This window comes from Burkholderia sp. Ac-20345 (assembly GCF_017104825.1).
Lineage (GTDB): Bacteria > Pseudomonadota > Gammaproteobacteria > Burkholderiales > Burkholderiaceae > Burkholderia > Burkholderia lata_B.
Map to the genome: position 1 here is coordinate 1 of NZ_JAAGPO010000170.1, position 25,246 is coordinate 25,246.

Sequence of the window (25,246 nt, forward strand, 5' to 3'; positions counted from 1 at the left end):
TTGAACGCGCGCGGCATCGCGCTGCGCACCGACCTCGACCTGCTCGACGCGATCTGGCCCGAGCGGCCGGGGCTGCCCGGCGACGCGGTGTTCGAGCACGTGGCGCCGCAGGCCGACACGACGCGCGCGAGCAAGCTGGCCGAAGTGCGCCGCGCGATGCGTGCGCAGGGCGCGCAGTGGCATTTCGTGTCGACGCTCGACGACCTCGCATGGCTGTTCAACCTGCGTGGCGCCGACGTCAACTTCAATCCCGTATTCGTTGCGCACGCAATGATCGGCGCCGATCGCGCGACGCTGTTCGTCGCCGACGGCAAGGTGTCGCCGGCCTTGGCCGCGTCGCTCGCGCAGGACGGCGTCGACGTTCGTGCCTACGACGCCGCGCGCGCCGCACTCGCGGCGCTGCCTGACGGCGCGACGCTGCTGATCGACCCGCGCCGCGTGACGTTCGGCACGCTCGAGGCCGTGCCGGCCGGCGTGAAGCTCGTCGAGGCCGTGAATCCGTCGACGTTCGCGAAGTCGCGCAAGACGTCCACCGAGATCGAGCACGTGCGCGTGACGATGGAACACGACGGCGCCGCGCTCGCGGAATTCTTCACCTGGTTCGAACAGGCGGTGAACCGCGAGACGATTACCGAGCTGACGATCGAGGAGAAACTCACGGCCGCGCGCGCACGGCGCCCCGGCTATGTGTCGCCGAGCTTCGCGACGATCGCCGGCTTCAACGCGAACGGCGCGATGCCGCACTACCACGCGACGCCCGCGTCGCACGCGACGATCGCCGGCGACGGGCTGCTGCTGATCGATTCGGGCGGCCAATATGTCACCGGCACGACCGACATCACGCGCGTCGTGCCGGTCGGCACGGTCAGCGACCTGCAGCGGCGCGATTTCACGATCGTGCTGAAATCGATGATGGCGCTGTCGCGTGCCCGGTTCCCGCGCGGCATCCGCTCGCCGATGCTCGACGCGATCGCGCGCGCGCCGATGTGGGCGGCCGGGCTCGATTACGGCCACGGCACGGGGCATGGCGTCGGCTACTTCCTGAACGTGCACGAAGGCCCGCAGGTCATCTCGCACTACGCGCCGGCCGAGCCGTACACGGCGATGGAAGAGGGCATGATCACGTCGATCGAGCCGGGCGTGTACCGTCCCGGCCAGTGGGGCATCCGGATCGAGAACCTGGTCGTGAACCGCGCAGCCGGGCAGACCGAGTTCGGCGATTTCCTCGCATTCGAGACGCTGACGCTCTGCCCGATCGACACGCGCTGCGTGCTGATCGAAATGCTGCATGAAGAAGAACGCGCGTGGCTGAATGCGTATCATGCAACGGTGCGCGAGCGCGTCGGCCGGCACCTGAGCGGCGATGCCAAGGCGTGGCTCGACGCGCGCACGCAGCCGCTCTGACGCAACATGCGATAACGGCCGGACAACGGCCGAACGACAAAACCGAGGGCAAGCAATGGCGGACACCGCAGTGATCGTGGTCGACATGCAGCGCGGGCTGGTGCAGCGGGCGCGGCCCGCTTACCGGCTCGATGACGTGGTAGCGGGCATCAACCGGTTGACGGCGGCGGCGCGAGCGGCGAATGTGCCCGTGTGCTTCGTGCAGCACGACGGCGATGCGGACGACGATGTCGTGCCCGGCACGCCGGGTTGGGAACTGCATGAGGGGCTGGTCGTCGGGAACGACGACTGGCGCGTGCGCAAGCAGATGAGCGATTCGTTCCACGACACACCGCTCGCCGCGCAGCTCGACCGCCACGGCATCCGTTCGGTGCTGATCTGCGGCTATGCGACCGAGTTCTGCGTCGATTCGGCCGCGCGCCGCGCCGCGCTGCTCGGCTACCGGACGACCGTCGTGTCCGACCTGCACACGACGAACGAGCGCGCGCACCTGTCGGCCGCGCAGATCGTCGCGCACCATCACTTCGTATGGCAAAACAATTCGCTGTCGGGCAACCCGGTGACGCCGCGCCCGCTCGCGGACATCCTGGCGAAGGAGTTCGCATGACGATCAAGGCCGTGGTGTTCGATTTCGGCGGCGTGCTGATCGACTGGAGCCCCGAGTACCTTTACCGGGAACTGATTCCCGACGATGCGGAGCGCCGCTGGTTCCTCACGCATGTGTGCGCGATGGACTGGGTGATCCGCCAGGATGGCGGGCAAACGATCGAGGAAGGCACGGCCGAGCTCGTCGCGAAGTTCCCGGAGCACGAAGCGCTGATACGAGCGTTCTATGCGCGCTGGCACGAGATGATCGGCGGCGTGCTCGAAGAGGGCGCGGCACTCGTCGACCGGCTGGAGGCACAGGGGATGCCGCTGTTCGGGCTGACGAACTGGTCCGCGCAGACGTTTCCGTATGCGTGGGACAACTTCCCGGTGCTGCGGCGTTTCAGGGAGATCGTCGTGTCGGGCCGTGTGAAGCTCGTGAAACCCGATCCGGCGATCTACCGCGAGATGCATGCGCGGATCGAGCCGCACCTGCCGGGCATCGCGCCGCACGAACTCGTGTTCATCGACGACAACGCGAAGAATGCCGCGGCCGCGACGGCGCTCGGCTGGCACGGCATCCATCACACGAGTGCGGCGGCGACCGAGGCGCGGCTGCGCGAACTGGGCGCGCTCGCGTAAGCGGCAAGCGAGCAGCAGCCATCGGATAAAAAAAGCGGGCCAGCGGCCCGCTTTTTTGTTGTGCCGCTCCTGAAGCGGCCACCCTCGGTGCCTGGCCCCGCGTTGCCGCAGCGCCGGGCACCCGGGCCGAGCCGGTCAGCGGCTGATCGGCTTGTAGCGCAGACGCTTCGGCTTCGCGGCTTCCTCGCCGAGGCGTGCGCGCTTGTCGGCTTCGTACTCCTGGTAGTTGCCGTCGAAGAACGTGACCTGCGAATCGCCTTCGAATGCGAGGATGTGCGTCGCGATCCGGTCGAGGAACCAGCGATCGTGCGAGATCACCATCACCGAGCCCGCGAATTCGAGCAGCGCGTCTTCCAGCGCGCGCAGCGTTTCGACGTCGAGGTCGTTCGACGGTTCGTCGAGCAGCAGCACGTTGCCGCCGGAGATCAGCGTCTTCGCGAGGTGCAGGCGGCCGCGTTCACCGCCGGACAGGTTGCCGACGATCTTCTGCTGGTCGCCGCCCTTGAAGTTGAAGCGGCCGATGTACGCGCGCGACGGCGTTTCGTACTTGCCCACCGTCAGCACGTCGGCGCCGCCCGAGATTTCCTCGAACACCGTCTTCGTGCCGTCGAGCGCGTCGCGGCTCTGGTCGACGTACGCGAGCTTCACGGTCGGCCCCATCACGACTTCGCCCGAATCCGGCTGTTCCTTGCCCGTCAGCATTCGGAACAGCGTCGACTTGCCGGCACCGTTCGGCCCGATGATGCCGACGATCGCGCCAGCCGGGATCTTCAGGTTCAGGTTGTCTATCAGCAGGCGGTCGCCGAACGCCTTGCTGACGTTCTTGAACTCGATCACTTCGTTGCCGAGTCGGTCGCCGACCGGGATGAAGATTTCCTGCGTCTCGTTGCGCTTCTGGTATTCCTGGCTGTTCAGTTCCTCGAAGCGCGCGATACGTGCCTTCGACTTCGCCTGGCGGCCCTTCGGGTTCTGGCGCACCCACTCCAGTTCCTTCTTGATCGCCTTCTGGCGCGCCGATTCCGACGCTTCTTCCTGCTTCAGGCGCTCTTCCTTCTGGTCGAGCCAGCTGCTGTAGTTGCCCTTCCACGGAATGCCGTGGCCGCGGTCGAGTTCGAGAATCCACTCGGCCGCGTTGTCGAGGAAGTAGCGATCGTGGGTGACCGCGACGACGGTGCCCGGGAAGCGCACCAGGAACTGCTCGAGCCAGTCGACCGATTCCGCGTCGAGGTGGTTGGTCGGTTCGTCGAGCAGCAGCATGTCGGGCTTTTCGAGCAGCAGCTTGCACAGTGCGACGCGGCGCTTTTCACCGCCCGACAGGTGTTCGATCTTTGCGTCCCACGCCGGCAGGCGCAGTGCGTCGGCGGCCACTTCGAGCTGCTGCTCGGGGCTGCCGCCGTCGCTCGACGCGAGGATCGCTTCGTACTTCGCCTGCTCGGCCGCGAGCGCGTCGAAGTCGGCGTCCGGCTCGGCGTACGCCGCGTAGATTTCCTCGAGCTTCTTGTTCGCCTGGAACAGGTCGCCGAGGCCGTCCTCGACGGCTTCGCGCACCGTCTTCGTCGGGTCGAGCTGCGGCTCCTGCGGCAGGTAGCCGATGTTCAGGTTCGGCATCGGCGTCGCTTCGCCTTCGATGTCCTTGTCGACGCCCGCCATGATGCGGATCAGCGTCGACTTGCCCGAGCCGTTCAGGCCGAGCACGCCGATCTTCGCGCCGGGAAAGAACGACAGCGAGATGTCCTTCAGGATCTGGCGCTTGGGCGGCACGATCTTGCCGACCCGGTTCATCGTGAAAACGTATTGGGCCATTTGGGTGTGAAAGTCAGAAGTGGTTGAGACTGCCGCGCAGCGCGCTGGCGTGGCGGCGTCGGGTGATTCGGTACGGAGCGTGCCGCGCGCGGCGCGGCGGCAGCGCCGCGTGTCGGCGGCGCAAGCGGCTATTGTACTTCGCCACCGGCTGCCGCTGGCGCGATGCCGGCCTTTTGGCCAGGCCCGTGCTCACAGCCACGCGGCGACGCCGCCATGCCCCGAGCACGTGCCGCGCCGGTGGCGGCTGAAGCTGTACGTGCCGTCGCGGCAGCGCGCGCTTGCGCCTTCGGGCACGCGGCCCGATTTCGAATGGGCGGGCGAGTGCACGGTTTCGCCGTCGTGGTTGCGATACGTGTCGTGTCGGTCGAGATCGGCTTCGTTGGCGTAGCCGGGCGGTGCGCGGTACGCGTGTGCCGGAAGGGGCAGCGCGGCGCACGCGACGAAGAATGCGGCGGACACGGTCGCGATGCGCGTCGCGCGGCGGAGCAGGGCGGGCATGGTCTCTCTCGGTCTGTTGTTATCGGTTTGGGGCCGCATGTTAGCCGATCGGCAGAGAACCGGCGCCACGCGGCGGAGCGACGCTACGCCGCGCCCGACATCGATGCCGCGCCGTCGGCCTGCGCGGCGTCGAGGATCCATCGGCGGAATGCGGCGACCTTCGGCCGTTCCGCATGATGCGGCGGATAGACGAGGTAGTACGCGAAATCGTCGAGCCACGCGACGTCGGCGAGCTGCACGAGCCGGCCGCTTGCCAGCTCGCCGCGCACCATCGCGGCGGGCAGCAGCCCGGCGCCCTGGCCGGCGACGATCGCCTGCAGCAACAGGCCCGAGTCGTCGAACGCGGGGCCGCGCGGCGGGCCGAAATCGTCGATCCGCTGCGCGCCGAACCAGATGTGCCAGCCCTTGCGCTCGGCGTCGTGCAGCTGCGGCCAGCCGACAAGTTCGGCCGGCGTCGCCGGCAGGCCGAGCCGCGCGACGAGGTCGGGCGACGCGAGCGCGACGATCTCCACCGTCAGCAGGCGCTCGCTGCACAGCCCGATGTAGCGCCCGAGGCCATGACGGATCGCGACGTCGACGCCGTCGCGCGAGAAATCCGCGAGCGCGTGGCTCGTGACGACTTGCAGGTCGACGTCCGGGCAAGCGTCCCGGAACTGCGCGAGGCGCGGGACGAGCCACGCGGATGCGAAGAACGGCGTGACGCTCACCGTCAGCACGCCGCTGTCGGCGGCGCCCGACACGCGCTGCGACGCATCGGCGATCTGCCTGAATGCGTTGCGCACCGGCGGCAGGTAGTCGCGGCCGGCCGCCGTGAGCAGGATGCCGCGGTTGACGCGCTCGAACAGCTGCACGCCGAGATGCGTCTCGAGCGTGCGGATCATCTGGCTCACCGCGCCGGGCGTGACCGACAGCTCCTCGGCGGCTGCCTTCACCGACAGGTGGCGGGCAGCCGCTTCGAATGCGCGCAGCGCGTTGAGAGGCGGCAAGCGGGAACGAATCATTCAGTTTTTCTAAATCGAAAGTCCGACGAAATATCGTTTGAGACGATGCATACGCACGAGTACCGTTGACGCATCGGAGTGCATGCGTCGCGACGGCCGGTCGACGGCCGATGCGATCAACATAGTTCAACTATATCCATGAGGCAATCCGGACGCCGCCTGGCGGCCAGTGGAACCTGAGAGGAGCATCGTCATGAACCGCCCGGGCGCAGCGCGCCTTTTCTACGGCTGGTACGTGGTTGCGGCCGCGTTCGCCGTCACGTTCGTCGGTTTCGGCAGCGCGTACACGTTCAGCGCGTTCGTCGAGTCGCTGCAGCGGGATTTCGCCGCGTCGCGCGGGCAGATCTCGCTCGTGTTCTCGCTCGCCGGCTTCCTGTATTTCGGTTTCGGCATCGTCAGCGGGCCGCTGGCCGACCGCTTCGGTTCGCGGCGGCTGGCCATCGCCGGGATGCTGCTGACGGGCGCGGGGCTCGCGGCTGCCGGTGCCGCGCATACGCTGGTGCAGGTCTATGTCGCGTACGGGCTCGGTGTCGGTCTCGGCGTCGGCTGCGCGTATGTGCCGGCCGTCGGCGCCGTGCAGCGCTGGTTCGTGCGCCGGCGCGGCTTCGCGTCGGGGCTCGCGGTCGCCGGGATCGGTGTCGGCACGCTGGTGATGCCACCGCTCGCGTCCGCGCTGATCGCGCACGCCGGCTGGCGCGGCGCGTATTTCACGCTTGCTGTGATCGCGGTCGTGATCGGCGCGGGGATGTCGCTGCTGATCGAGAACGATCCGCGCGGGCGCGGGCTGCTGCCGGACGGGGAGGCGGCGCATGAGCCCGTCGAAGGCGGCGGTGCGAGAGTCACCGGGCGCGATGTGAGCGCTTCGGTGTCTGCCACCACCACGGGGCGCAAGCCGGCTGCCGCTTCGGCGCCTGCCGGCGCGACGGTGCGCGAAGCCGTCACGTCGCGTCCGTTCGCGAGCCTCTACGCGGCATGCCTCATCTGCTCGTTCGGCGTGTTCGTCCCGTTCGTTCACCTCGTGCCGTACGCGCTCGATCATGGCGTCTCTTCATCGACGGCCGTGCTGCTGCTCGGCGCGATCGGTGTCGGCAGCACGGCCGGCCGGTTTTTCCTCGGCGGCCTCGCCGACCGCTTCGGCCGCCGTACATCGCTGCTCGCGATGTTCGCGGGCATGGCCGTCGCGCTCGTCGCGTGGGCCGGTGCCGGCACCGTCTCGACGCTTGCCGCGTTCGCGCTCGTGTTCGGCGTGTTCTACGGCGGCTGGGTGGCCGTGTTGCCGGCGGTCGTGATGGACTACTTCGGCGGCCGCAACGTGAGCGGGATCATCGGCGTGCTTTACACGAGCGTCGCGTTCGGCACGCTGATCGGGCCGACCGCGGCCGGCTTCATCTACGACGCGGGCGGCGGCTATCTCGTGCCGATCCTGGCCAGCGCCGCCGCGAATGCGATCGCGTTCGCGATCGTCGCGACGACGGGGCGTGTGTCGACGGCCGCACGTGCGGCGCGCGGATAGGCGTGCTTCGGCCCGCGCACCGTCGCGAATTCCGGTAGGGTGGCCGGATCGTGAACCGAAGGCATGCAGCCGGGAGGCCCCATGACATTCGACGAAGTCCGGCAGATCGCACTGGCGTGGCGCGGTGTCGAGGAGGGCACGTCGTACGGCACGCCTGCACTCAAGGTGAAAGGCAAGATGCTCGCGCGGCTGCGCGAGGACGGCGACACGCTCGTCGTGAAGGGCGTCGGCCCCGACGAGCGCGCGTGGCTGATCGAATCGGAACCCGACGTCTATTACGTGACGGATCACTACGTCGGCTGGCCGATCGTGCTGGTGCGGCTGTCGGCGGCCCGTCCCGACGCCGTGAAAAACCTGCTTCTGCGAGAATGGCAGGCTGTCGTCCCCGCCAAATGGCGCGACGAGATGGCGCGCAGCGCGAGCTGACGCGCCGGTTGCGGCTGGCTGCCCGGCATCGCCGGGTGCCTGCGGCGCGCTCGCGAGCCACCGCGAGCGGGTACAAGCGTTGCATCGATCGACGTCGATGCAACAAGTGGTTCCATCGAAATTCTTCAATTGGTTCTTAGTGAAGAACCGTTTGATGCTTACACTCCTTCGCTTCGAAGGCAGCTGACGAAAGCCGACGGAATGGGCGCACGCGATGCGCCGGCGCCCTGCGCGCCACATCGCACCCGCAGCTTCGCAGAACTGCGTTGCGCACCGTTCCGGAACGGCCCCCGATCAGGCTGCGCGCCTGCATCCCGTGCACGCGCCGCATCCGGCCCGGCTCAAGAACCACAATCCCCCGTGCTGCCTTCACGCGATACCCGGCCATACCGGAACCGTTTTTTGGAGAGAGACAGATGAGTGGAAGCAACACAGGCCTCGGTACGGGCCTGAAGCAGCGGCACGTGACGATGATGTCGATTGCCGGCGTGATCGGCGCGGGCCTGTTCGTCGGCTCCGGCCACGCCATCGCGGAAGCCGGCCCGGCGTCGATCCTCGCGTATGCGATCGCGGGGGTGCTGGTCGTGCTGGTGATGCGCATGCTCGGCGAGATGGCCGTCGCGCATCCGGACAGCGGTTCGTTCTCCACCTATGCCGATCGCGCGATCGGCCATTGGGCCGGTTTCTCGATCGGCTGGCTGTACTGGTGGTTCTGGGTGCTCGTGATCCCGATCGAGGCGACCGCCGCCGCGACCATCCTCAATGCGTGGTTCCCCGGCGTTGCAACCTGGGTCTTTGCGCTCGGCATCACGCTGGTGCTGACGGTGACCAACCTCTTCTCGGTCAAGAATTACGGCGAATTCGAATTCTGGTTCGCGCTGATCAAGGTCGTCGCGATCGTCGTGTTCCTGTGCATCGGCGGCGCGGCGATCGTCGGCATCATTCCCGCCCCCGCCGTGTCGGGCGTGTCGAACCTGTTCGTGCATGACGGCTTCATGCCGCACGGCGCAGGCGCGGTGCTCGCGGCGATGCTGACGACGATGTTCTCGTTCCTCGGCACCGAGATCGTGACGATCGCGGCCGCCGAATCGGACAACCCGCAACGCCAGATCGTGCGCGCGACCAATTCGGTGATCTGGCGCATCACGCTGTTCTATCTCGGCTCGATTCTCGTCGTCGCGGCCATCGTGCCGTGGAACGACCCGCTGCTGCCGAAGCACGGCTCGTATCAGCGCGCGATGGAGCTGATCGGCATCCCGAACGCGAAGGCAATCATCGACGTGATCGTGCTCGTGTCGGTCGCGAGCTGCCTGAATTCGGCGCTGTACACCGCTTCCCGGATGCTGTTCTCGCTGTCCAGGCGCAAGGATGCGCCCGCGTTCCTGCACCGTACCGATTCGACCGGCACGCCGCGCGCGGCGGTGCTCGCATCGACCGCGTTCGGCTTCCTGACCGTGATCGCGAACTACCTGATGCCGGAGCAGGTGTTCGGCTTCCTGCTTGCGACGTCGGGCGCGATCGCGCTGCTCGTGTATCTCGTGATCGCGATCTCGCAGTTGCGGATGCGCAAGACGCTCGAATCGAGCGGCGCGGATCTGACGCTGCGGATGTGGCTGTTCCCGTGGCTCACGTGGGCCGTGATCCTGTTCATCTGCGGCACGCTGACCGTGATGTTCGTCAGTGAGGATCACCGGATGGAAGTGGGTGCGACGGCCGTGTTGGCGTTGATCGTGCTGCTGGCGTCGTGGCTGAACAAGCGTGGTCGCGATGCGCAGGCGAGTGAAGGGCGGCGCGTGTCGGCGACCTGATGGAGTGAAGTGATGGCGGGCGGAAAGCCTGCATCATGAAAAAATGGCCCGATTGGCATTTGCCGGTTGGGCCATTTGTTTTTCTGAACTCACCAGCGGACTTCAGCAGCGACACTCCGACGTGCCGGCATCCTCGTATCAGGATGGTTTCCGCTCGCCAGTTGCCGACAATTTCTTTGCCATCTTCTTTGTCGACGCCGTTGCGCAGATCGCCTTCGCCGCAGGAAGCATCGAGCCGTTACCCCATTCCTTGTGAGCCGACTTTTCGCAGGATGCGTCTCGCGCCTTCTTCCATTTTGAGATCCGTGCCTCGAGCGACGCTTTACGATCCGGGTGTTCGCTGACCAGCTTGTCGACGACTTTCTGTAGTTCGCGCTCGGCGACGATCTGGTCGCGCCAGGCGCAGAAATTCATGCTGGTCTGGCTCGAGTCGCAGTCGTTGAGTAGTGCGGCAACTTCGCTGGCCGGTAATCCGCTGCGCGCCGATATCTCGTCGGCCGGTGTCTGGTCTGCGAACGCCGTCGCCGACACCACCATGAACAGCAACAGGCAGTGCTTTTTCATCGCGTCCTCTGGGGTTGGAACGGCGCGGATTCCAGGCGTCGGCGGTTAACCAGGCCGTTCGATCGAATTGCGCGAAGGCGGCGCCCTTGGGCGTCGCGCGGGTGGATGTAGACGCGCTGGTTCATGTGCGATACGACACCGGTATCGTTGTTCTGATTCGCGGACTGCAGCGCCGCCAGTGCGCCGGTATTGCCTGCGTTATAGGTATAGCTGACCAGCTCATCGAATTGCGCCTGTGTGAGTTCGCGCTGTGTGACGCTCCTGCGCACTTGAGATTCTGCGGTGCTCACGCGGGCCGCCAACTGTGCATTGACCTGTGCTGGAGTTACCGGGCGGCGCAATTCCTCGGGTGTGCATGGTCCGCTGTGCGCGAGCGTTCCCACGCCGAAGGTACAGTTGTTCGCCTGATCGTTGTAATAGTGCATGACCGCTTGTTCGCGGTCACGCAGCGCCGCCCAGCCGGCTTCGCTCAGGCGCATGTTTTCGTTTGCCATCCTTGTCCTCTCAGTGCTTTTTTCTGGGCCCACGACGGTCACGAGGGCAGGGCACTTTATCATCGGGCTGTTACGACAAGAAGGTTGTGGCGCCCCGTGCTGCGCGGGGCGCTACGCTCGACCGTTGCAGGACACTCCACTTTCGGGGGCCGAGATGCTTGGTCTGGGTGACAATACCTTCGACAAGATGGTTACAGTCAGTCAACTCGAGTTGAACGACGCCGGACACATAAAAACAAAAAACCCCTTGCGGCGCCGAGGCCGCAAGGGGTTTTCCTTTCCGCGTATCGCAGTACGCCGAGGTTATTCGCTCAGACGTTGAACAGGAAGTTCATCACGTCGCCGTCGTGCACGACATATTCCTTCCCTTCCGCGCGCATCTTGCCGGCTTCCTTCGCGCCTTGCTCGCCCTTGTACGTGACGAAGTCGTCGAACGCGATCGTCTGCGCGCGGATGAAGCCGCGCTCGAAGTCGGTGTGGATCACGCCGGCCGCCTGCGGCGCCGTGTCGCCGATATGGATCGTCCACGCGCGCACTTCCTTCACGCCCGCGGTGAAGTAGGTCTGCAGGCCGAGCAGCTTGAAGCCCGCGCGGATCACGCGGTCGAGGCCCGGCTCTTCCATGCCCATGTCGGCGAGGAACGCTTCCTTGTCCGCGTCGTCGAGATCGGCGATTTCCGCCTCGATCGCTGCGCACACGGCCACGACCGGCGCGTTCTCGCTTTCCGCGTACTTGCGCACCGCGTCGAGGTGCGGGTTGTTCTCGAAGCCGTCGTCCTTCACGTTGGCGACGTACATCGTCGGCTTCGCGGTAATCAGGCAGAACGGCTTGAGCAGCGCCTGTTCGTCGTCCGACAGCGCGAGGCCGCGCACGGCCTTGCCCTGGTCGAGCTGCGCGCGCACCTTCTCGAGCACCGCGACGAGCTTCGCCGCTTCCTTGTCGTTGCCCGATTTCGCGGCCTTCGAGTAGCGCGTGAGCGCCTTCTCGACGGTGCCGAGGTCGGCGAGCGCGAGTTCGGTGTTGATCACTTCGATGTCGTCGATCGGGCTGACCTTGCCGGCGACGTGAATGACGTTCTCGTCCTCGAAGCAGCGCACGACGTGCGTGATCGCATCGGTTTCGCGGATGTTCGCGAGGAACTGGTTGCCGAGGCCTTCACCCTTGCTCGCGCCCGCGACGAGGCCCGCGATGTCGACGAATTCGACGACGGCCGGCACGACACGCTCCGGCTTGACGATTTCGGAGAGCGCCTTGAGGCGCGTATCGGGCACTTCGACGATGCCGACGTTCGGCTCGATCGTGCAGAACGGGTAGTTCTCGGCGGCGATGCCGGCCTTGGTCAGCGCATTGAACAGGGTGGACTTGCCGACGTTGGGCAAGCCGACGATGCCGCATTTGAGACTCATGGAATCCTTCGGACGGGTGTGGCGGCGCGGCCGGACAGGGCACGGCGGCGCGGGAAAAAAGGGCGGCCGGCGCTTGGGACGCGGCGGGCCGACGGTCAAAGTCGCTATTGTACCGTGCCGACGCCCCGGATTCCGGGCTGGCGCCGAACGGCCGATGCGGCGGGGCGCCGCGCTGCCGCATCGGCCTGCGATTCTGCTGATTTCCCGCAAAGTCCGGCCGCGTAAGGGTTTGGCCCCGCGGCTATAATGCCCGCCATGACTGCCCACCACACCTTCGACGTCGCCGTGGTCGGCGGCGGGCTCGTCGGCAAGACGGCCGCGCTCGCGCTGACCCAGTCCGGCTACAAGACAGCCTTGCTTGCCCAGCCGGCCACGCCGCGTCCCGCCGATCTCGCGTTCGACACGCGCGTCTACGCGCTGTCCTCCAGTTCGCAGGCGCTGCTCGAGCGACTGCGGGTCTGGCAGGCGCTCGAGCACAGCCGGCTCGCACCGGTCTACGACATGCGCGTGTACGGCGATGCGCACGCCGAACTGCATTTCTCCGCGTACCAGGCTTCCGTGCCGCAGCTCGCGTGGATCGCCGAATCGTCTCTGGTCGAGGCGTCGCTCGACGCCGCGCTGCGGTTCCAGCCGAACCTCACGTGGTTCGATGCGCGCGCGCAGGGCTTCGACGTGCGCGACGACGCGGCCGTGCTCACGCTGTCGTCGGGGCAGGTGCTGGAAGCGGACCTCGTCGTCGGCGCGGACGGCGCGCATTCGTGGGTGCGATCGCAAATGGGGGCCAAAATCGAACGGCGCGACTACCGGCAGACGGGCGTCGTCGCGAATTTCAAGGCGTCGCTGCCGCACCGCGAGACGGCCTACCAGTGGTTCCACGAAGGCGAGATCGTCGCGCTGCTGCCGCTGCCGGACGGCCATGTGTCGCTCGTCTGGTCCGCGCACACCGCGCATGCGGACGAATTGCTCGCACTCGATCCGGCGCAGCTCGCGGCCGAGGTCGAGCGCGTGTCGCATGGCCAGGTCGGCACGCTCGACTGCGTGACGCCGGCCGCCGGCTTCCCGCTGGCGCTGCAGACGGTCGACAAGCTGATCGCGCCGCGCGTCGCGCTCGTCGGCGATGCCGCGCACCTGATCCACCCGCTCGCGGGGCAGGGGATGAACCTCGGGCTGCGCGACGTCGCGGCGCTTGCCGACGCGATCGCGGGCAAGGAAAGCTTCCGCAACCTTGGCGATACGGTGCTGCTGCGCCGCTACGAGCGTTCGCGCCGCGAGGACATCCGCGCGCTGATGGTCGCGACCGACGGGCTGCAGCGGCTGTTCGCGGTGCCGGGTTCGCTCGCGAAGGCCGTGCGCAACGCGGGCATGGCCTTCGTCGGCGCGCAGCCGCTCGTGAAGCGCTGGCTCGTGTCGGCCGCGCTCGGCTGATCGAACCTTCGGCCGCTTCGCCGGTCGGACACGGTTCCGTTACGGCGTACACTGTGCCGTGCACACCGATTGAGCTGAAGGAAGATTTCGATGAAAAAAACGATCCGCATCGCGTCGCTGGCGCTGGCCGTCACGATGGCGACGCTTGGCTGCACCGCGCAGGCAGACCAGACCACCGACAAGCTGAAAGCTACGCTGCAGGCCCGCCTCGGCAGCGACGCGCCGATCAAGAGCGTGTCGAAATCGCCGGTCGCGGGCCTTTACGAAGTGAACCTCGGCTCGCAGATCATCTATAGCGATGCAGCAGGCGACTACGTGCTGCTCGGCGATCTCGTCGACACCAAGACGCACAAGAACCTGACCGACGCACGCCTGTCCGAAATCAACAAGATCGACTTCGCGAGCCTGCCGTTCGCGAATGCGATCAAGGTCGTCAAGGGCAACGGCGCGCGCAAGATCGCGGTGTTCTCCGATCCGAACTGCCCGTACTGCAAGAAGCTCGAGACGACGCTGCAGTCGGTCGATAACGTGACCGTCTATACGTTCCTGTACCCGGTGCTGTCGCCGGATTCGACCGCGAAGTCGAAGGCGATCTGGTGTGCGACCGACCGCGCGAAAACGTGGGAGGGCTGGATGCTCGACCACCGCGCACCGTCCGGCGCCGGCACCTGCGATACCACCGCGCTCGACAAGAACCTCGCGCTCGGCCGCGGGATGAACGTCACGGGCACGCCGACGATCTTCCTGCCGGACGGCCGTCGCCTGCCGGGCGCCGTGTCGGCCGACCAGCTCAACCAGGCGCTCGCCTCGAGCAAGTAATCGACGACACGCCGGGCCGCATGGCCTGGCCAGCGAGGGGCGCCCGCATCTGCCGGCGCCTCTCTTCGTTTCCGCCGCCGTATTCGACCGACCGATTGCCACGATGACCCAGCCGATCCGCTATTCGATTGTCCCGAAAGATCTTGCCGCGCACCTGTTCGAAGTGTCGGTGACGGTCACCGATCCCGACCCCGAAGGCCAGCGCTTTTCGCTGCCGGTGTGGATTCCGGGCAGCTACCTCGTGCGCGAGTTCGCGCGCAACATCGTGACGCTCGGCGCATTCAACGACGCGGGCCGCAAGGTGCGGATCGCGAAGACCGACAAGCACACGTGGCAGGCCGCGCCCGTGAACGGCGCGCTGACGCTGCGCTACGACGTATATGCGTGGGACCTGTCGGTGCGCTCCGCGTATCTCGACGAATCGGGCGGCTTTTTCAACGCGACGGCCGTGTTCCTGAGCGTCGCCGGCCGCGAGGACGCGCCGTGCGAAGTCGACATCGCAAAGCCGGCCGGCGCGGCGTTCCGCGCATGGCGCGTCGGCACCGCGTTGCCCGAGGCGCGCGGCACGAAGCGCTACGGGTTTGGCGCGTACCGTGCGTCGAACTACGACGAGCTTTCCGACCATCCGGTGACGATCGGCGAATTCGCGCTCGCGACGTTCGACGCGCACGGCGTGCCGCACGACATCGTGATCGCGGGGCGCGTGACACAGCTCGACATGGAGCGCCTGCGTACCGACCTGAAGCGCGTGTGCGAAGCACAGATCGCACTGTTCGAGCCGAAATCGAAGAAAGCGCCGATGGATCGCTACGTGTTCATGACGCTCGCGGTCAGCGACGGCTACGGCGGCCTCGAGCATCGCGCGTCGACCGCGCTGATCTGCAATCGCACCGACCTGCCGGTGAAGGGGCGGCCCGAAACGACGGAAGGCTATCGCACGTATCTCGGTCTCTGCAGCCACGAGTACTTCCATACGTGGAATGTGAAGCGCATCAAGCCGGCGGCGTTCGTGCCGTACGACCTGACGAAGGAAAACTACACGTCGCTGCTGTGGCTGTTCGAGGGCTTCACGTCCTATTACGACGACCTGATGCTGGTGCGCAGCGGGCTGATGTCGCAGGACGAATATTTCGCGGCGCTCGGCCGTACGGTCGGCGGCGTGCTGCGTGGCACGGGGCGCCTGAAGCAGAGCGTCGCGGAAAGCTCGTTCGACGCATGGATCAAGTATTACCGCCAGGACGAGAACGCGACCAACGCGATCGTCAGCTACTACACGAAGGGTTCGCTCGTCGCGCTCGCCTTCGATCTCGCGATCCGCGCGCAGACGCGCAACAAGAAGTCGCTCGACGACGTGATGCGCCTGCTGTGGCAACGCTACGGCCGTGACTTCTATCGCGGCAAGCAGGCGGGTGTCGAGGAAAACGAAGTCGAGGCGCTGATCGAGGAAGCGACGGGCGTCGCGCTCGGCCGCCTGTTCGCCGATGCCGTGCACGGCACGCGCGATCTGCCGCTCACCGAACTGCTTGCACCGTTCGGCGTGACGCTCGCGCCCGATGTAGCGAACGGCGCGACCGCGAAGCCGACGATCGGGGCACGCCTGCGCGGCGGCGCGGACTGCACGTTCGCGGCCGTCTATGAAGGCGGCGCCGCACATCGCGCGGGGCTGTCGGCCGGCGACACGCTGATCGCGGTCGACGGGCTGCGCGTCACGGGTACCAACCTCGACGCGCTGCTCGCGCGCTACCGCCCGGGTGACAAGGTCGAGGTTCACGCGTTCCGCCGCGACGAGCTGCGCACTGCGAAACTGAAGCTCGACGGCCCCGAGATCACGCGCTACCGGCTGACGGCGGCCGCGAAGCCGGCTGCGGTCTCGAAGGCCCGGGAGGCCTGGCTGAAGGGTTGAGCGTACCGAAGCGGGTATCGGGGCATGATCACGGATTGTTCTGCTGTTGCAACAATCCGTCGCCCTGAACCCGCTTTTTCGCGGTCATGCGGCCACGCACAATGGCGTCACTCGCGCTAACAAAGCGCAACCCTACTGGAGCCTGACATGACGACCATTCTGCAAATCAATTCCGCCGCGCGTTCGCAAGGTGCGCAATCCACGCTGCTGGCCAACGAACTGACGGCAAAGCTGCAACAATCGAACCCTGGCGCGAAGGTCGTGGTTCGTGACCTGCTGGCCGATGCGCTGCCGCACCTCGACGAATCGGTGCTGGGCGCGTTCTTCACGCCGGCCGACCAGCGCACCGCGGAACAGAATGCGATCGTCGCGAAGAGCGATGCACTGATCGCCGAACTGCAAGCTGCCGACGTCATCGTGATCGGTGCACCGATGTACAACTTCGGCATCTCGTCGCAACTGAAGACGTACTTCGACTGGATCGCACGTGCAGGCGTCACGTTCCGCTACACTGAGAACGGTCCGGAAGGCCTGATCAAGGGCAAGAAGGTTCACGTGGTGACGGCCCGTGGCGGTAAGTACGCCGGTACGCCGAACGACAGCCAGACCCCGTACCTGCGCACGTTCCTCGGCTTCGTCGGCATGACCGACGTGAGCTTCATCTTCGCGGAAGGCCTGAACCTCGGGCCGGATGCGCAGAGCGCCGCGCTCGCCAGCGCACGCGAAGCGATCGCCGCTGCGTAAGGCCGATGCGGGTGCGCCGCACCCGCTGCATCGTCCGATAAAAAAACGCCGCGTCCCGAAAGGGGCGCGGCGTTTTTGCATGCCGGCTGGCGAAAGAATCGCTGGCCGGGCGCGACCGTTATGCGAGCGTTTCGGCCACTTCCGGCAGGCGCCAGTCGATCGCTTCGCGGCCTGCATCGACCAGATAATCGTTCGCGAGCGCGAAATGGCGGCAGCCGAGGAAGCCGCGATGCGCGGACAGCGGCGACGGATGCGGTGCCTCGAGCACGCAGTGCGCGCTTGCGTCGAACAGTGCGCGCTTCGCCTGCGCGTGCGCGCCCCACAGCATGAAGACGAGCCCGCGATGGCGCCCGGCGAGTTCGCGGATCAGCGTGTCCGTGCACTGTTCCCAGCCGCGCTTCGCATGGCTCGCGGCTGCACCGCGCTCCACCGTCAGCACCGTGTTGAGCAGCAGCACGCCCTGGCGTGCCCAGGTGTCGAGGCAACCGTGGCGCGGCGTGTCATGACCGAAGTTCGCGGCGATTTCCTTGAAGATGTTGCGCAGCGACGGCGGGGTGCGCACGGCCGGCGGCACCGAGAACGCGAGCCCATGCGCCTGCGGCGTGCCGCGATCGTCGCCGTGGTACGGATCCTGGCCGAGGATTACGACCTTCACGTCGTCCGGGCTCGTCAGGCGCAGTGCGCGGAACACGTCGGTCGGATAGACCGCCTTGCCGGCCGCACGCTCGTCATCGACGAAGCGGCACAGCGGTGCATATGCGTCGCTGTCGGTGAAGGGTTTCAGCACGTCGCGCCAGACGGTCGGCAGCGCGTCGAATTGCGCGGCGAGGTGCGGAACGTCGGCGGCAACGGGCTGCGGTGCCGTCGAGGCCGCAGCCGGTGCGGCGGCTTTTTTTGCGGGCTTGCGTCCGGCCGCGGGCGCGTCGGGCGCCGGGGACGGAATATCGGCCGGTGCCGTTTCCGGCACGGGATCGTCGAACAGCGACGCCTGTTGCGGCGCGCGGGAAGTCTTGCGGGTTGCCATGCGTGATGCGTGTTATTGCGCGCGCAGCCGGTAGCCGCGCTGCGCCTTGCTGATATTTTCGGGAGCGAGGCCCGGCAGCGCTTGCTGCAGTTCGGCGGCGAGCGTTGCGAGCGCCGCTTCCGGGCCGTCGATCAGTTCGAGTTCGATTTCGCTGATCGGTTCGCGGCGCGTTTCGTGTTCCGCCTGGACGACGATCTCGCCGAGGTCCACCGCGGCTTCGACGGTTGCGCCACCGATTGCGATGCGCCACAGCGTACGCGAAAAATCCGTGCGGAACAGCGCCGACAGCGTGCCGGCCGCGTCATTCAGCGCGGCGGCGGCTTCCGGCACGTCGCAAGCCGCGACGAGCGCATCGATCTCGAGCGCGTCGCCGGCGACCGGCAATTCCCATTCGTGGCGGCGATGCAGGCCGCCTTCCGCGCTGCCGACCGTCTTGAACGTCTGTAGCCAGCCTTGCGGCGCGCGGCGCACGCGCACCGCGCTCTTCGAGCGGGCCAGCGCGAGATCGGGCGTGTCGTAATAGACGTTCGCGAGCGTGATGTCGTGACCGGGTTCGCCGGTCAGCGTCTCGAAGAAGCGTCGCGCGGCGTCGGCCTGGCCGGCCGGCAGCGCGAGCTTGATTTCCTTTTCGATCGCCATCAGAAGAACATCCGTGCGAGCTCTTCGCCCGGCTGATCGGCGCGCATGAACGCTTCGCCGACGAGGAACGTGTTCACGTTCGCCGCACGCATCGTGTCGACGTCGGTGCGCGACAGGATGCCCGATTCGGTCACGACGATCCGGTCCGCCGGAATCATGTCGAGCATGTCGAGCGTGGTCTGGATCGACGTCTCGAACGTGCGCAGGTTGCGGTTGTTGATGCCGAGCAGCGGCGTCTTGAGCGTCAGCGCCTGTTCCATCTCGTTGCGATCGTGTACTTCGACCAGCACCGCGAGGCCGAGCGAGTGCGCATACGCTTCGAGATCCTGCATCAACGGTGTGTCGAGCGCGGCGGCGATCAGCAGGATCGCGTCGGCGCCCATCGCGCGCGCTTCGATGATCTGGTACGCGTCGACGATGAAGTCCTTGCGCAGCACCGGCAGCGTGCAGGCCGCGCGCGCTTCCTCGAGATAGCGGACGCTGCCCTGGAAGAACTGCTCGTCGGTCAGCACCGACAGGCACGCGGCGCCATGCTCCGCATACGAGCGTGCGATGTCGGCCGGCACGAAATGCTCGCGCAGCACGCCTTTCGACGGGCTTGCCTTCTTGATTTCGGAAATCACGGCCGCGTGGCCGGCCGCATGCTTCGCGCGCAGTGCGCCGACGAAGTCGCGCAGGTCGCGTGCGGATGCTTCCAGTTTCAGTGCCTCGAGCGGCGCGCTGCGCATGGCCGCCGCGACTTCTTCGCGCTTGACGGCGATGATTCGGTCGAGAATGTCGCTCATGTGGATTCCTGCTTGATTCGTAAGGGGAGTCAGCGCTTGAACTGCTGCGTGAAGCGCACGAGTTCATCGACTTTCGCACGGGCCTTGCCGCTCGCGATCGCTTCGCGGGCGAGCTGGATGCCGTCCGCGATCGATTCGGCGACGTTCGCCGCATAGAGTGCGGTGCCCGCGTTCAGCGTGACGATCTCGCGTGCGACGCTCGGCTGGTTGTCCAGCGCGCCGAGCAGCATCGTGCGCGATTCGTCGGCATTTTCCACCTTCAGCGTGCGGTTCGACACCATCTGCAGGCCGAAGTCTTCCGGATGGATCTCGTATTCGTGCACCTTGCCGTCGCGCAGCTCGCCGACGAGCGTCGCCGCGCCGAGCGATACCTCGTCCATCCCGTCCTTGCCGTACACGACCAGCACGTGCTGCGCGCCCAGACGCTGCATCACGCGCACCTGGATGCCGACGAGGTCGGGGTGGAACACGCCCATCAACTGGTTCGGCGCGCCGGCCGGATTGGTCAGCGGGCCGAGGATGTTGAAGATCGTGCGTACGCCGAGCTCACGGCGCACGGCCGCGATGTTCTTCATCGCCGGGTGATGGTTCGGCGCGAACATGAAGCCCATGCCCGTTTCGGCGATCGACGCGGCAACCTGGTCGGATTGCAGGTCGATGTTCACGCCGAGCGCCTCGAGCACGTCGGCGCTGCCGGACTTGCTCGATACGCCGCGGTTGCCGTGCTTCGCGACTTTCGCGCCGGCCGCGGCCGTGACGAACATCGATGCGGTCGAGATGTTGAACGTGTGCGAGCCGTCACCGCCGGTGCCGACGATGTCGACGAAGTTCGAGTTGTCCTGCACCTCGACGTGGTTCGCGAATTCGCGCATCACGGTCGCGGCGGCGGCGATCTCGCCGATCGTCTCCTTCTTCACGCGCAGCCCGGTGATGATCGCGGCCGCCATCACGGGCGACATGTCGCCGCGCATGATGAGCCGCATCAGGTGCAGCATCTCGTCGTGGAAGATCTCGCGGTGTTCGATCGTGCGCTGCAGCGCTTCCTGAGGGGTAATCGTCATCGTGAGGCTCCCGTCAGGCGGCTTGCGCGGCTGCGGCGCGTGCCTGTTTCAGGAAATTCTCGAGCAGCGCATGGCCATGCTCGGACAGGATCGATTCCGGGTGGAACTGCACGCCTTCGATCGGCAGCGTCTTGTGGCGCACGCCCATGATTTCGCCGTCGTCGGTCCACGCGGACACCTCGAGGCAGTCGGGCAGCGATTCGCGCTCGATCGCGAGCGAGTGATAGCGCGTGACGTCGAAGTGCTTCGGCAGGTCGGCGAACACGCCGTGGCAGTCGGTTTCGATCTTGCTCACCTTGCCGTGCATGATGGTCTTCGCGCGCACGACGCGGCCGCCGAATGCCTCGCCGATCGCCTGATGGCCGAGGCAGACGCCGAGGATCGGCTTCTTGCCCGCGAATTCCTTGAGCACGTCGAGCGTGATGCCCGCGTGCTGCGGGTTGCTCGGGCCGGGCGACAGGCAGATTGCGTCGGGATTCAGGCTCGCGATTTCGTCGAGCGTGATTTCGTCGTTGCGGTAGGTGCGCACATCCTCGCCGAGTTCACCGAAGTACTGGACCAGGTTGTAGGTAAACGAGTCGTAGTTGTCGATCATGAGCAGCATGGTCAGTCTCCGGTCAGAAGTCGCTATCGAGGCCGTCCTGGACCTGTTCGGCCGCACGCAGCACCGCGCGCGCCTTGTTTTCGGTCTCTTGCCATTCGGATTCGGGCACCGAATCCGCGACGACGCCGGCCGCCGCTTGCACATACAGGTTGCCGTTGTGGATCAGGCCCGTGCGGATCGCGATCGCGAGATCCATCTCGCCCGAGAACGACAGGTAGCCGACGGCGCCGCCGTACAACCCGCGCTTGACCGGCTCGAGTTCGTCGATCAGTTCCATCGCACGTACCTTCGGCGCGCCGGACAGCGTGCCGGCCGGGAACGTCGCGCGCAGCACGTCGTAGTTCGTCATGCCGGGCTTCAGCTTGCCTTCGACCGAGCTGACGATGTGCTGCACGTGCGAGTATTTCTCGATGACCATCTGGTCGGTCACGTGCACCGAGCCGATTTCCGCGATGCGGCCGACGTCGTTGCGCGCGAGGTCGATCAGCATCACGTGTTCGGCGATCTCCTTCGGGTCGTTGAGCAGCTCGGTCGCGAGCTCCGCGTCGCGCTCGGGCGTGTTGCCACGCGGGCGCGTGCCGGCGAGCGGGCGGATCGTGACGATCTGGTCTTCGCCGCGCTTTTCCTGGCGCACGAGGATTTCCGGCGAGGCGCCGACCACGTGGAAATCGCCAAAGTTGTAGTAGTACATGTACGGCGACGGGTTCAGCGAGCGCAGCGCGCGATACAGCGACAGCGGATTGTCGCGGTAAGGCTTCGTCAGACGCTGGCCGACCTGGATCTGCATCAGCTCGCCGGCCGCGATGTATTCCTTCGCCTGGCGCACGGCGGCCAGATAGTCGTCCTTCTTGAACTCGCGGAATGTCTCGGTGCGCACGCTCGCCGACGTGACGGGTGGCTGCACGGTCGTGCGCAGGCGCTGCTTCAGTTCGCGCAGGCGCTGCTTTGCCTTCGTGTACGCCTCGGACTGGCTCGGGTCCGCGTAGATGATCAGGTACAGCTTGCCGGCCAGGTTGTCGATCACCGCGACTTCCTCGGTCAGCAGCAACTGGATGTCGGGCAGGCCGAGATCGTCGCGCGGCGCGGTGTTCGCGAGCTTTTTCTCGATGTAGCGCACCGCGTCGTAGCCGAAATAGCCGGCGAGACCGCCGCAGAAACGCGGCAGGCCCGGTCGCTGCGCCACCTTGAAGCGCGCCTGGAACGATTCGATGAACTGGAACGGGTCGCCGTCGTGCGTCTCGACGACCTGGCCGTCGCGCACGACTTCCGACACGCCGTTGCGGGTACGCACGAGCGTACGGGCGGGCAGGCCGATGAACGAATAGCGGCCGAAGCGTTCGCCGCCGACTACCGATTCGAGCAGGAACGAGTTGGCGCCCGAGCGTTCGGGCTGGGCCAGCTTCAGGTAGAGGGACAGCGGCGTTTCGAGATCGGCGAGGGCTTCCGCGATCAGCGGGATGCGGTTGTAGCCTTCGTTCGCGAGCGATTGAAATTCGAGTTCGGTCATGTTCCGGTCCTGTTCGGGACGAGCGGCGCGAGCGCCAGGGATCACTTGACGCTGCGCGGGTTGCCGTCGGCGAAAGGGCGGTCGATCGAGAAGTGCCTGTTGCCGGCCGGCACTCCGGGCGTGAACGTCGCGAGCCTGCAGCCGAGCCTGAACGCAAGCGTTCGGACGCGGTAGAACTCGAGGTGGTGCGACGATCGGCGCGCGGATGCGCAGCGAGATAAAAAACGGCGCTGAAGACGTGCTTCAGCGTACCTCATCGAAGAGGTTAGCGCGACCAGCGACGCCAGGGCCAGGCTCCCCGGTCGATGCTGCTCAGACTCCGTTTTTTATTCAGAAACATGCAGATGGAAGAAATGATCAGAGGGTTGGCCGGCCGGCGTTGTGCGCGGAGATCGCGCGAGCTGCGACCAGCAACGAATCGACTATACCATCCGAATTTATCGTTTGTATAGCTTTGCCGTGGTTGTAGCCGTACGGCACTGTCAGCGTCGCCATCCCGGCTGCGCGGCCTGCCAGCGCATCGTTTTCCGAGTCGCCGATCGCGACCGCCGCATCCGGTGCGACGCCGAGCGCGTTGCAGGCCGTCAGCATCGGCAGCGGGTCGGGCTTCTTGCGCGCGACGCTGTCGCCGCCGAGCACGATGCCGAAGCAATCAGCCAGCCCGTACTGCTCGAGCAGCTCGACCGCGAAGCGATGCGGCTTGTTCGTCACGCACGCGAGCCGGATGCCGGCCGCACGCAGCGCGTCGAGGCCGGCGGTCACGTCCGGATAGAGGCGCGCGTGGCGGCCGTTGATCTTTGCGTATTCGGTTTGATAGATCGCCAGCGCGTCGTCGAAGCGCGCGTGCGCTTCGTCAGCCGGGAAGCGCGGCTTCAGCACGCTCTGGATCAGGTGTTCGGAGCCCTTGCCGACATAGCCGATCACCTCGTCGCGCGACGTGGCCGGCGCGCCGAGCTGCGCGAGCATCCCGTTCAGGCCGGCCGTGAAATCGTCGGCCGTATCGACCATCGTGCCGTCGAGATCGATCAGCGCCGCGTCGATGCGCGGCGTGGCGAAGCGGATCGGGGCGGCGTCCGTTGCGGCCCCGGCCGGCGCATGGCCGGCGAGCGACGAGTCGGCCACGGCGTCAGCTCCGCTCGACGGTGGCGAGCGCGGCGCGCATCTCGTCGATCACCTTGCGGTAGTCGGGCTTGCCGAAGATCGCCGAACCCGCGACGAAGGTGTCGGCACCGGCCGCCGCGATTTCCGCGATATTGTCGGTCTTCACGCCGCCGTCGACTTCGAGCAGGATCTCGCGGCCGGTGCGCTCGGTGTACGCGTCGATGCGTGCACGTGCTTCGCGCAGCTTGTTCAGCGTTTCCGGAATGAACGACTGGCCGCCGAAGCCCGGGTTGACCGACATCAGCAGCACGAAGTCGAGGCGGTCCATCACGTGGTCGAGGTAGTTCAGCGGCGTGGCCGGGTTGAACACGAGGCCAGCCTTGCAGCCGTGGTCGCGGATCAGCGACAGCGTGCGGTCGATGTGATCGGAGCCTTCCGGGTGGAAGCTGATCAGGTTTGCGCCGGCCTTCGCAAAATCGGGCACGATCCGGTCGACCGGGCGCACCATCAGGTGCACGTCGATCGGCACCTGCACGTGCGGGCGGATCGCTTCGCACACGAGCGGGCCGATGGTCAGGTTCGGCACGTAATGGTTGTCCATCACGTCGAAGTGGATCCAGTCGGCGCCGGCGGCGACCACGTTGCGGACTTCTTCGCCGAGCCGAGCGAAATCGGCTGACAGGATGCTGGGAGCGATGCGAAATTGGGTCATGGCAGGGGAGCGGGGACGTTGCGGCGCAAAACCGCCATTCTACCGTCCGGCGACCCGGTGCGCGGCGGCAGGCCGTGCGGTCGAGGCCGGATTGCGCATAGAATGCCGAACCAATGCGGCGCGCCCGCGGCCCCGTTACCCATGCCGGCACCGGCAGTCATCTTCCAGCGGAAACACCATGAGTCAGTATCAGTTCACCGTTTCGGTGAAAACCAGCTACTTGCCGGAACAATCCGACCCCGATCGCCGTCAATACGCATTCGCGTACACGCTGACTATCCGCAACACGGGACAGGTCGCGGCGCAGCTGATCGCGCGTCACTGGATCATCACGGACAGCGAGAGTCACGTGCAGGAGGTGAAGGGGCTCGGCGTCGTCGGGCACCAGCCGCTGTTGCAGCCGGGCGAGCACTTCGAGTACACGAGCTGGGCCGTGATCGCGACGCCGGTCGGCACGATGCGTGGCGAGTACTTCTGCGTGGCGGAGGACGGCGAGCGCTTCGAGGCGCCGGTCGACGAGTTCGCACTGCACATGCCGCGCACGCTGCATTAAGCGTGCGGAGCAGGTCAGCGCGTCAGCGCGGCTGGCGGTCGTTGTTGCGGGCGTGCTTCTTCCTGCCCGACGACGTCCACACGACGATGAAGATCAGCAGGGCAAGCGCTACGAAGGCTTCGAGCGCGAAGATGAGCATCGGATATTGGTCGAGAAAATCTGACATGGCGGTTTCCATCAAGAACGGACATTGTATTTGGTTTGGGCCCCGGGTGGCCGGGTGGG

General features: G+C 66.4%; 25 protein-coding genes and 1 pseudogene. 12 read left to right on the forward strand and 14 right to left on the reverse strand.

The genetic code is table 11. The features are described from left to right. The 3 genes from G3O06_RS36595 to G3O06_RS36605 all read left to right on the forward strand — a co-directional run. The coding region (locus tag G3O06_RS36595; RefSeq protein WP_205819075.1) for an aminopeptidase family protein P at positions 1-1,404 on the forward strand (1,404 nt) is incomplete at its 5' end. A gap of 55 nt (positions 1,405-1,459) precedes the next feature. Continuing rightward, positions 1,460-2,011, forward strand: coding sequence for a cysteine hydrolase family protein (locus tag G3O06_RS36600; RefSeq protein WP_205819076.1), 552 nt, complete (start codon positions 1,460-1,462; stop codon positions 2,009-2,011). Then, the gene (locus G3O06_RS36605; protein WP_174969698.1) at positions 2,008-2,631 is read left to right on the forward strand and encodes an HAD-IA family hydrolase; all 624 of its coding nucleotides are present in this window, start codon (positions 2,008-2,010) and stop codon (positions 2,629-2,631) included. The genes G3O06_RS36600 and G3O06_RS36605 overlap by 4 nt, the downstream gene beginning before the upstream one ends. 135 nt (positions 2,632-2,766) lie before the next feature. Here G3O06_RS36605 and ettA read toward each other — a convergent pair whose 3' ends face one another. The 3 genes from ettA to gcvA form a co-directional block, all read right to left on the reverse strand. Continuing rightward, positions 2,767-4,434, reverse strand: coding sequence for an energy-dependent translational throttle protein EttA (ettA, locus tag G3O06_RS36610; protein ID WP_014898224.1), 1,668 nt, complete (start codon positions 4,432-4,434; stop codon positions 2,767-2,769). Positions 4,435-4,623: 189 nt separating this feature from the next. Next, positions 4,624-4,932 (reverse strand): DUF3761 domain-containing protein, encoded by a 309-nt coding sequence (locus tag G3O06_RS36615; protein WP_205819077.1) that lies wholly within the window; start codon positions 4,930-4,932, stop codon positions 4,624-4,626. A gap of 83 nt (positions 4,933-5,015) precedes the next feature. Next, positions 5,016-5,933 carry a transcriptional regulator GcvA gene (gcvA, locus tag G3O06_RS36620; RefSeq protein ID WP_174969696.1) on the reverse strand — a complete coding sequence of 306 codons (918 nt, stop codon included), beginning with the start codon at positions 5,931-5,933 and terminating at the stop codon, positions 5,016-5,018. A 193-nt stretch (positions 5,934-6,126) separates the two neighbouring features. Here gcvA and G3O06_RS36625 point away from each other — a divergent pair, with 193 nt between their 5' ends. The 3 genes from G3O06_RS36625 (at position 6,127) to gabP (ending at position 9,680) form a co-directional block, all read left to right on the forward strand. Next, positions 6,127-7,446 (forward strand): MFS transporter, encoded by a 1,320-nt coding sequence (locus G3O06_RS36625; protein ID WP_205819078.1) that lies wholly within the window; start codon positions 6,127-6,129, stop codon positions 7,444-7,446. 81 nt (positions 7,447-7,527) lie between these two features. Further along, positions 7,528-7,872: an MmcQ/YjbR family DNA-binding protein gene (locus G3O06_RS36630; RefSeq protein WP_174917384.1), complete on the forward strand. Its 345-nt coding sequence runs from the start codon at positions 7,528-7,530 to the stop codon at positions 7,870-7,872. A gap of 416 nt (positions 7,873-8,288) precedes the next feature. Beyond that, positions 8,289-9,680, forward strand: a complete 1,392-nt coding sequence (gabP, locus tag G3O06_RS36635; protein ID WP_174917383.1) for a GABA permease — start codon at positions 8,289-8,291, stop codon at positions 9,678-9,680. Between the two features lie 138 nt (positions 9,681-9,818). Here the strand turns inward: gabP and G3O06_RS36640 are convergent, their stop codons facing one another. The 3 genes from G3O06_RS36640 to ychF form a co-directional block, all read right to left on the reverse strand. Further along, the gene (locus G3O06_RS36640; RefSeq protein WP_205819079.1) at positions 9,819-10,244 is read right to left on the reverse strand and encodes a lysozyme inhibitor LprI family protein; all 426 of its coding nucleotides are present in this window, start codon (positions 10,242-10,244) and stop codon (positions 9,819-9,821) included. Continuing rightward, positions 10,241-10,738, reverse strand: a complete 498-nt coding sequence (locus G3O06_RS36645; RefSeq protein WP_174987599.1) for a glycoside hydrolase family protein — start codon at positions 10,736-10,738, stop codon at positions 10,241-10,243. Before G3O06_RS36645 ends, G3O06_RS36640 begins: the two co-directional genes overlap by 4 nt. Before the next feature lie 311 nt (positions 10,739-11,049). Beyond that, positions 11,050-12,144, reverse strand: coding sequence for a redox-regulated ATPase YchF (gene ychF, locus G3O06_RS36650; protein WP_174917381.1), 1,095 nt, complete (start codon positions 12,142-12,144; stop codon positions 11,050-11,052). Between the two features lie 246 nt (positions 12,145-12,390). Between ychF and G3O06_RS36655 the strand changes: the two genes are divergently transcribed. The 4 genes from G3O06_RS36655 to G3O06_RS36670 all read left to right on the forward strand — a co-directional run bounded on the left by G3O06_RS36655 (position 12,391) and on the right by G3O06_RS36670 (position 17,035). Further along, positions 12,391-13,569, forward strand: a complete 1,179-nt coding sequence (locus G3O06_RS36655) for a UbiH/UbiF family hydroxylase (protein ID WP_205819080.1) — start codon at positions 12,391-12,393, stop codon at positions 13,567-13,569. A 90-nt stretch (positions 13,570-13,659) separates the two neighbouring features. After that, a complete protein-coding gene (locus tag G3O06_RS36660) occupies positions 13,660-14,388 on the forward strand; it encodes a DsbC family protein (RefSeq protein ID WP_046544850.1) in 729 nt (242 codons plus the stop codon). A gap of 103 nt (positions 14,389-14,491) precedes the next feature. Further along, the gene (locus G3O06_RS36665; protein ID WP_174974580.1) at positions 14,492-16,291 is read left to right on the forward strand and encodes a PDZ domain-containing protein; all 1,800 of its coding nucleotides are present in this window, start codon (positions 14,492-14,494) and stop codon (positions 16,289-16,291) included. Positions 16,292-16,438: 147 nt separating this feature from the next. Then, positions 16,439-17,035 carry an NAD(P)H-dependent oxidoreductase gene (locus tag G3O06_RS36670; RefSeq protein ID WP_174917377.1) on the forward strand — a complete coding sequence of 199 codons (597 nt, stop codon included), beginning with the start codon at positions 16,439-16,441 and terminating at the stop codon, positions 17,033-17,035. 118 nt (positions 17,036-17,153) lie between these two features. Here the strand turns inward: G3O06_RS36670 and G3O06_RS36675 are convergent, their stop codons facing one another. From G3O06_RS36675 to rpe, 8 genes are all read right to left on the reverse strand, one after another. Then, positions 17,154-18,059, reverse strand: a complete 906-nt coding sequence (locus G3O06_RS36675; protein WP_205819081.1) for a uracil-DNA glycosylase — start codon at positions 18,057-18,059, stop codon at positions 17,154-17,156. Positions 18,060-18,071: 12 nt separating this feature from the next. Beyond that, entirely contained in the window at positions 18,072-18,698 is a 627-nt protein-coding gene (locus G3O06_RS36680) for a CYTH domain-containing protein (RefSeq protein ID WP_205819082.1), read from the reverse strand. Further along, positions 18,698-19,483 (reverse strand): indole-3-glycerol phosphate synthase TrpC, encoded by a 786-nt coding sequence (gene trpC, locus G3O06_RS36685; protein ID WP_174974576.1) that lies wholly within the window; start codon positions 19,481-19,483, stop codon positions 18,698-18,700. The genes G3O06_RS36680 and trpC overlap by 1 nt, the downstream gene beginning before the upstream one ends. 29 nt (positions 19,484-19,512) lie before the next feature. Continuing rightward, on the reverse strand, positions 19,513-20,544 hold the full coding sequence (trpD, locus tag G3O06_RS36690; RefSeq protein WP_174936019.1) for an anthranilate phosphoribosyltransferase: 1,032 nt from the start codon (positions 20,542-20,544) through the stop codon (positions 19,513-19,515). A gap of 13 nt (positions 20,545-20,557) precedes the next feature. Next, entirely contained in the window at positions 20,558-21,148 is a 591-nt protein-coding gene (locus tag G3O06_RS36695) for an aminodeoxychorismate/anthranilate synthase component II (protein WP_174917372.1), read from the reverse strand. 13 nt (positions 21,149-21,161) lie between these two features. Continuing rightward, positions 21,162-22,655 (reverse strand): anthranilate synthase component I, encoded by a 1,494-nt coding sequence (gene trpE / locus G3O06_RS36700; RefSeq protein WP_205819083.1) that lies wholly within the window; start codon positions 22,653-22,655, stop codon positions 21,162-21,164. Positions 22,656-23,012: 357 nt separating this feature from the next. Continuing rightward, a complete protein-coding gene (locus G3O06_RS36705; RefSeq protein WP_174974572.1) occupies positions 23,013-23,777 on the reverse strand; it encodes a phosphoglycolate phosphatase in 765 nt (254 codons plus the stop codon). 4 nt (positions 23,778-23,781) lie between these two features. Then, the gene (rpe, locus tag G3O06_RS36710) at positions 23,782-24,468 is read right to left on the reverse strand and encodes a ribulose-phosphate 3-epimerase (protein ID WP_011883156.1); all 687 of its coding nucleotides are present in this window, start codon (positions 24,466-24,468) and stop codon (positions 23,782-23,784) included. Positions 24,469-24,646: 178 nt separating this feature from the next. Between rpe and apaG the strand changes: the two genes are divergently transcribed. Together apaG and G3O06_RS49350 are read left to right on the forward strand one after the other, a co-directional pair. Then, positions 24,647-25,021, forward strand: coding sequence for a Co2+/Mg2+ efflux protein ApaG (gene apaG, locus G3O06_RS36715; RefSeq protein ID WP_085042899.1), 375 nt, complete (start codon positions 24,647-24,649; stop codon positions 25,019-25,021). An 86-nt stretch (positions 25,022-25,107) separates the two neighbouring features. Then, a pseudogene (locus G3O06_RS49350) lies at positions 25,108-25,246 on the forward strand (murein transglycosylase); the annotation flags it as partial.

Excerpts from the sequence above, each read along its gene's own strand:
- G3O06_RS36645 (WP_174987599.1), bottom strand. The coding sequence starts at position 10,738 with ATGGCAAACGAAAACATGCGCCTGAGCGAAGCCGGCTGGGCGGCGCTG.
- G3O06_RS36680 (WP_205819082.1), bottom strand. The coding sequence starts at position 18,698 with ATGGCGATCGAAAAGGAAATCAAGCTCGCGCTGCCGGCCGGCCAGGCC.
- G3O06_RS36630 (WP_174917384.1), top strand. The coding sequence starts at position 7,528 with ATGACATTCGACGAAGTCCGGCAGATCGCACTGGCGTGGCGCGGTGTC.
- G3O06_RS36615 (WP_205819077.1), bottom strand. The coding sequence starts at position 4,932 with ATGCCCGCCCTGCTCCGCCGCGCGACGCGCATCGCGACCGTGTCCGCC.
- ettA (WP_014898224.1), bottom strand. The coding sequence starts at position 4,434 with ATGGCCCAATACGTTTTCACGATGAACCGGGTCGGCAAGATCGTGCCG.
- apaG (WP_085042899.1), top strand. The coding sequence starts at position 24,647 with ATGAGTCAGTATCAGTTCACCGTTTCGGTGAAAACCAGCTACTTGCCG.
- G3O06_RS36670 (WP_174917377.1), top strand. The coding sequence starts at position 16,439 with ATGACGACCATTCTGCAAATCAATTCCGCCGCGCGTTCGCAAGGTGCG.
- G3O06_RS36695 (WP_174917372.1), bottom strand. The coding sequence starts at position 21,148 with ATGCTGCTCATGATCGACAACTACGACTCGTTTACCTACAACCTGGTC.
- gcvA (WP_174969696.1), bottom strand. The coding sequence starts at position 5,933 with ATGATTCGTTCCCGCTTGCCGCCTCTCAACGCGCTGCGCGCATTCGAA.
- rpe (WP_011883156.1), bottom strand. The coding sequence starts at position 24,468 with ATGACCCAATTTCGCATCGCTCCCAGCATCCTGTCAGCCGATTTCGCT.
- G3O06_RS36600 (WP_205819076.1), top strand. The coding sequence starts at position 1,460 with ATGGCGGACACCGCAGTGATCGTGGTCGACATGCAGCGCGGGCTGGTG.
- trpD (WP_174936019.1), bottom strand. The coding sequence starts at position 20,544 with ATGACGATTACCCCTCAGGAAGCGCTGCAGCGCACGATCGAACACCGC.
- G3O06_RS36665 (WP_174974580.1), top strand. The coding sequence starts at position 14,492 with ATGACCCAGCCGATCCGCTATTCGATTGTCCCGAAAGATCTTGCCGCG.
- G3O06_RS36605 (WP_174969698.1), top strand. The coding sequence starts at position 2,008 with ATGACGATCAAGGCCGTGGTGTTCGATTTCGGCGGCGTGCTGATCGAC.
- ychF (WP_174917381.1), bottom strand. The coding sequence starts at position 12,144 with ATGAGTCTCAAATGCGGCATCGTCGGCTTGCCCAACGTCGGCAAGTCC.
- G3O06_RS36660 (WP_046544850.1), top strand. The coding sequence starts at position 13,660 with ATGAAAAAAACGATCCGCATCGCGTCGCTGGCGCTGGCCGTCACGATG.
- trpE (WP_205819083.1), bottom strand. The coding sequence starts at position 22,655 with ATGACCGAACTCGAATTTCAATCGCTCGCGAACGAAGGCTACAACCGC.
- trpC (WP_174974576.1), bottom strand. The coding sequence starts at position 19,483 with ATGAGCGACATTCTCGACCGAATCATCGCCGTCAAGCGCGAAGAAGTC.
- G3O06_RS36640 (WP_205819079.1), bottom strand. The coding sequence starts at position 10,244 with ATGAAAAAGCACTGCCTGTTGCTGTTCATGGTGGTGTCGGCGACGGCG.
- G3O06_RS36675 (WP_205819081.1), bottom strand. The coding sequence starts at position 18,059 with ATGGCAACCCGCAAGACTTCCCGCGCGCCGCAACAGGCGTCGCTGTTC.
- G3O06_RS36625 (WP_205819078.1), top strand. The coding sequence starts at position 6,127 with ATGAACCGCCCGGGCGCAGCGCGCCTTTTCTACGGCTGGTACGTGGTT.
- G3O06_RS36655 (WP_205819080.1), top strand. The coding sequence starts at position 12,391 with ATGCCCGCCATGACTGCCCACCACACCTTCGACGTCGCCGTGGTCGGC.
- gabP (WP_174917383.1), top strand. The coding sequence starts at position 8,289 with ATGAGTGGAAGCAACACAGGCCTCGGTACGGGCCTGAAGCAGCGGCAC.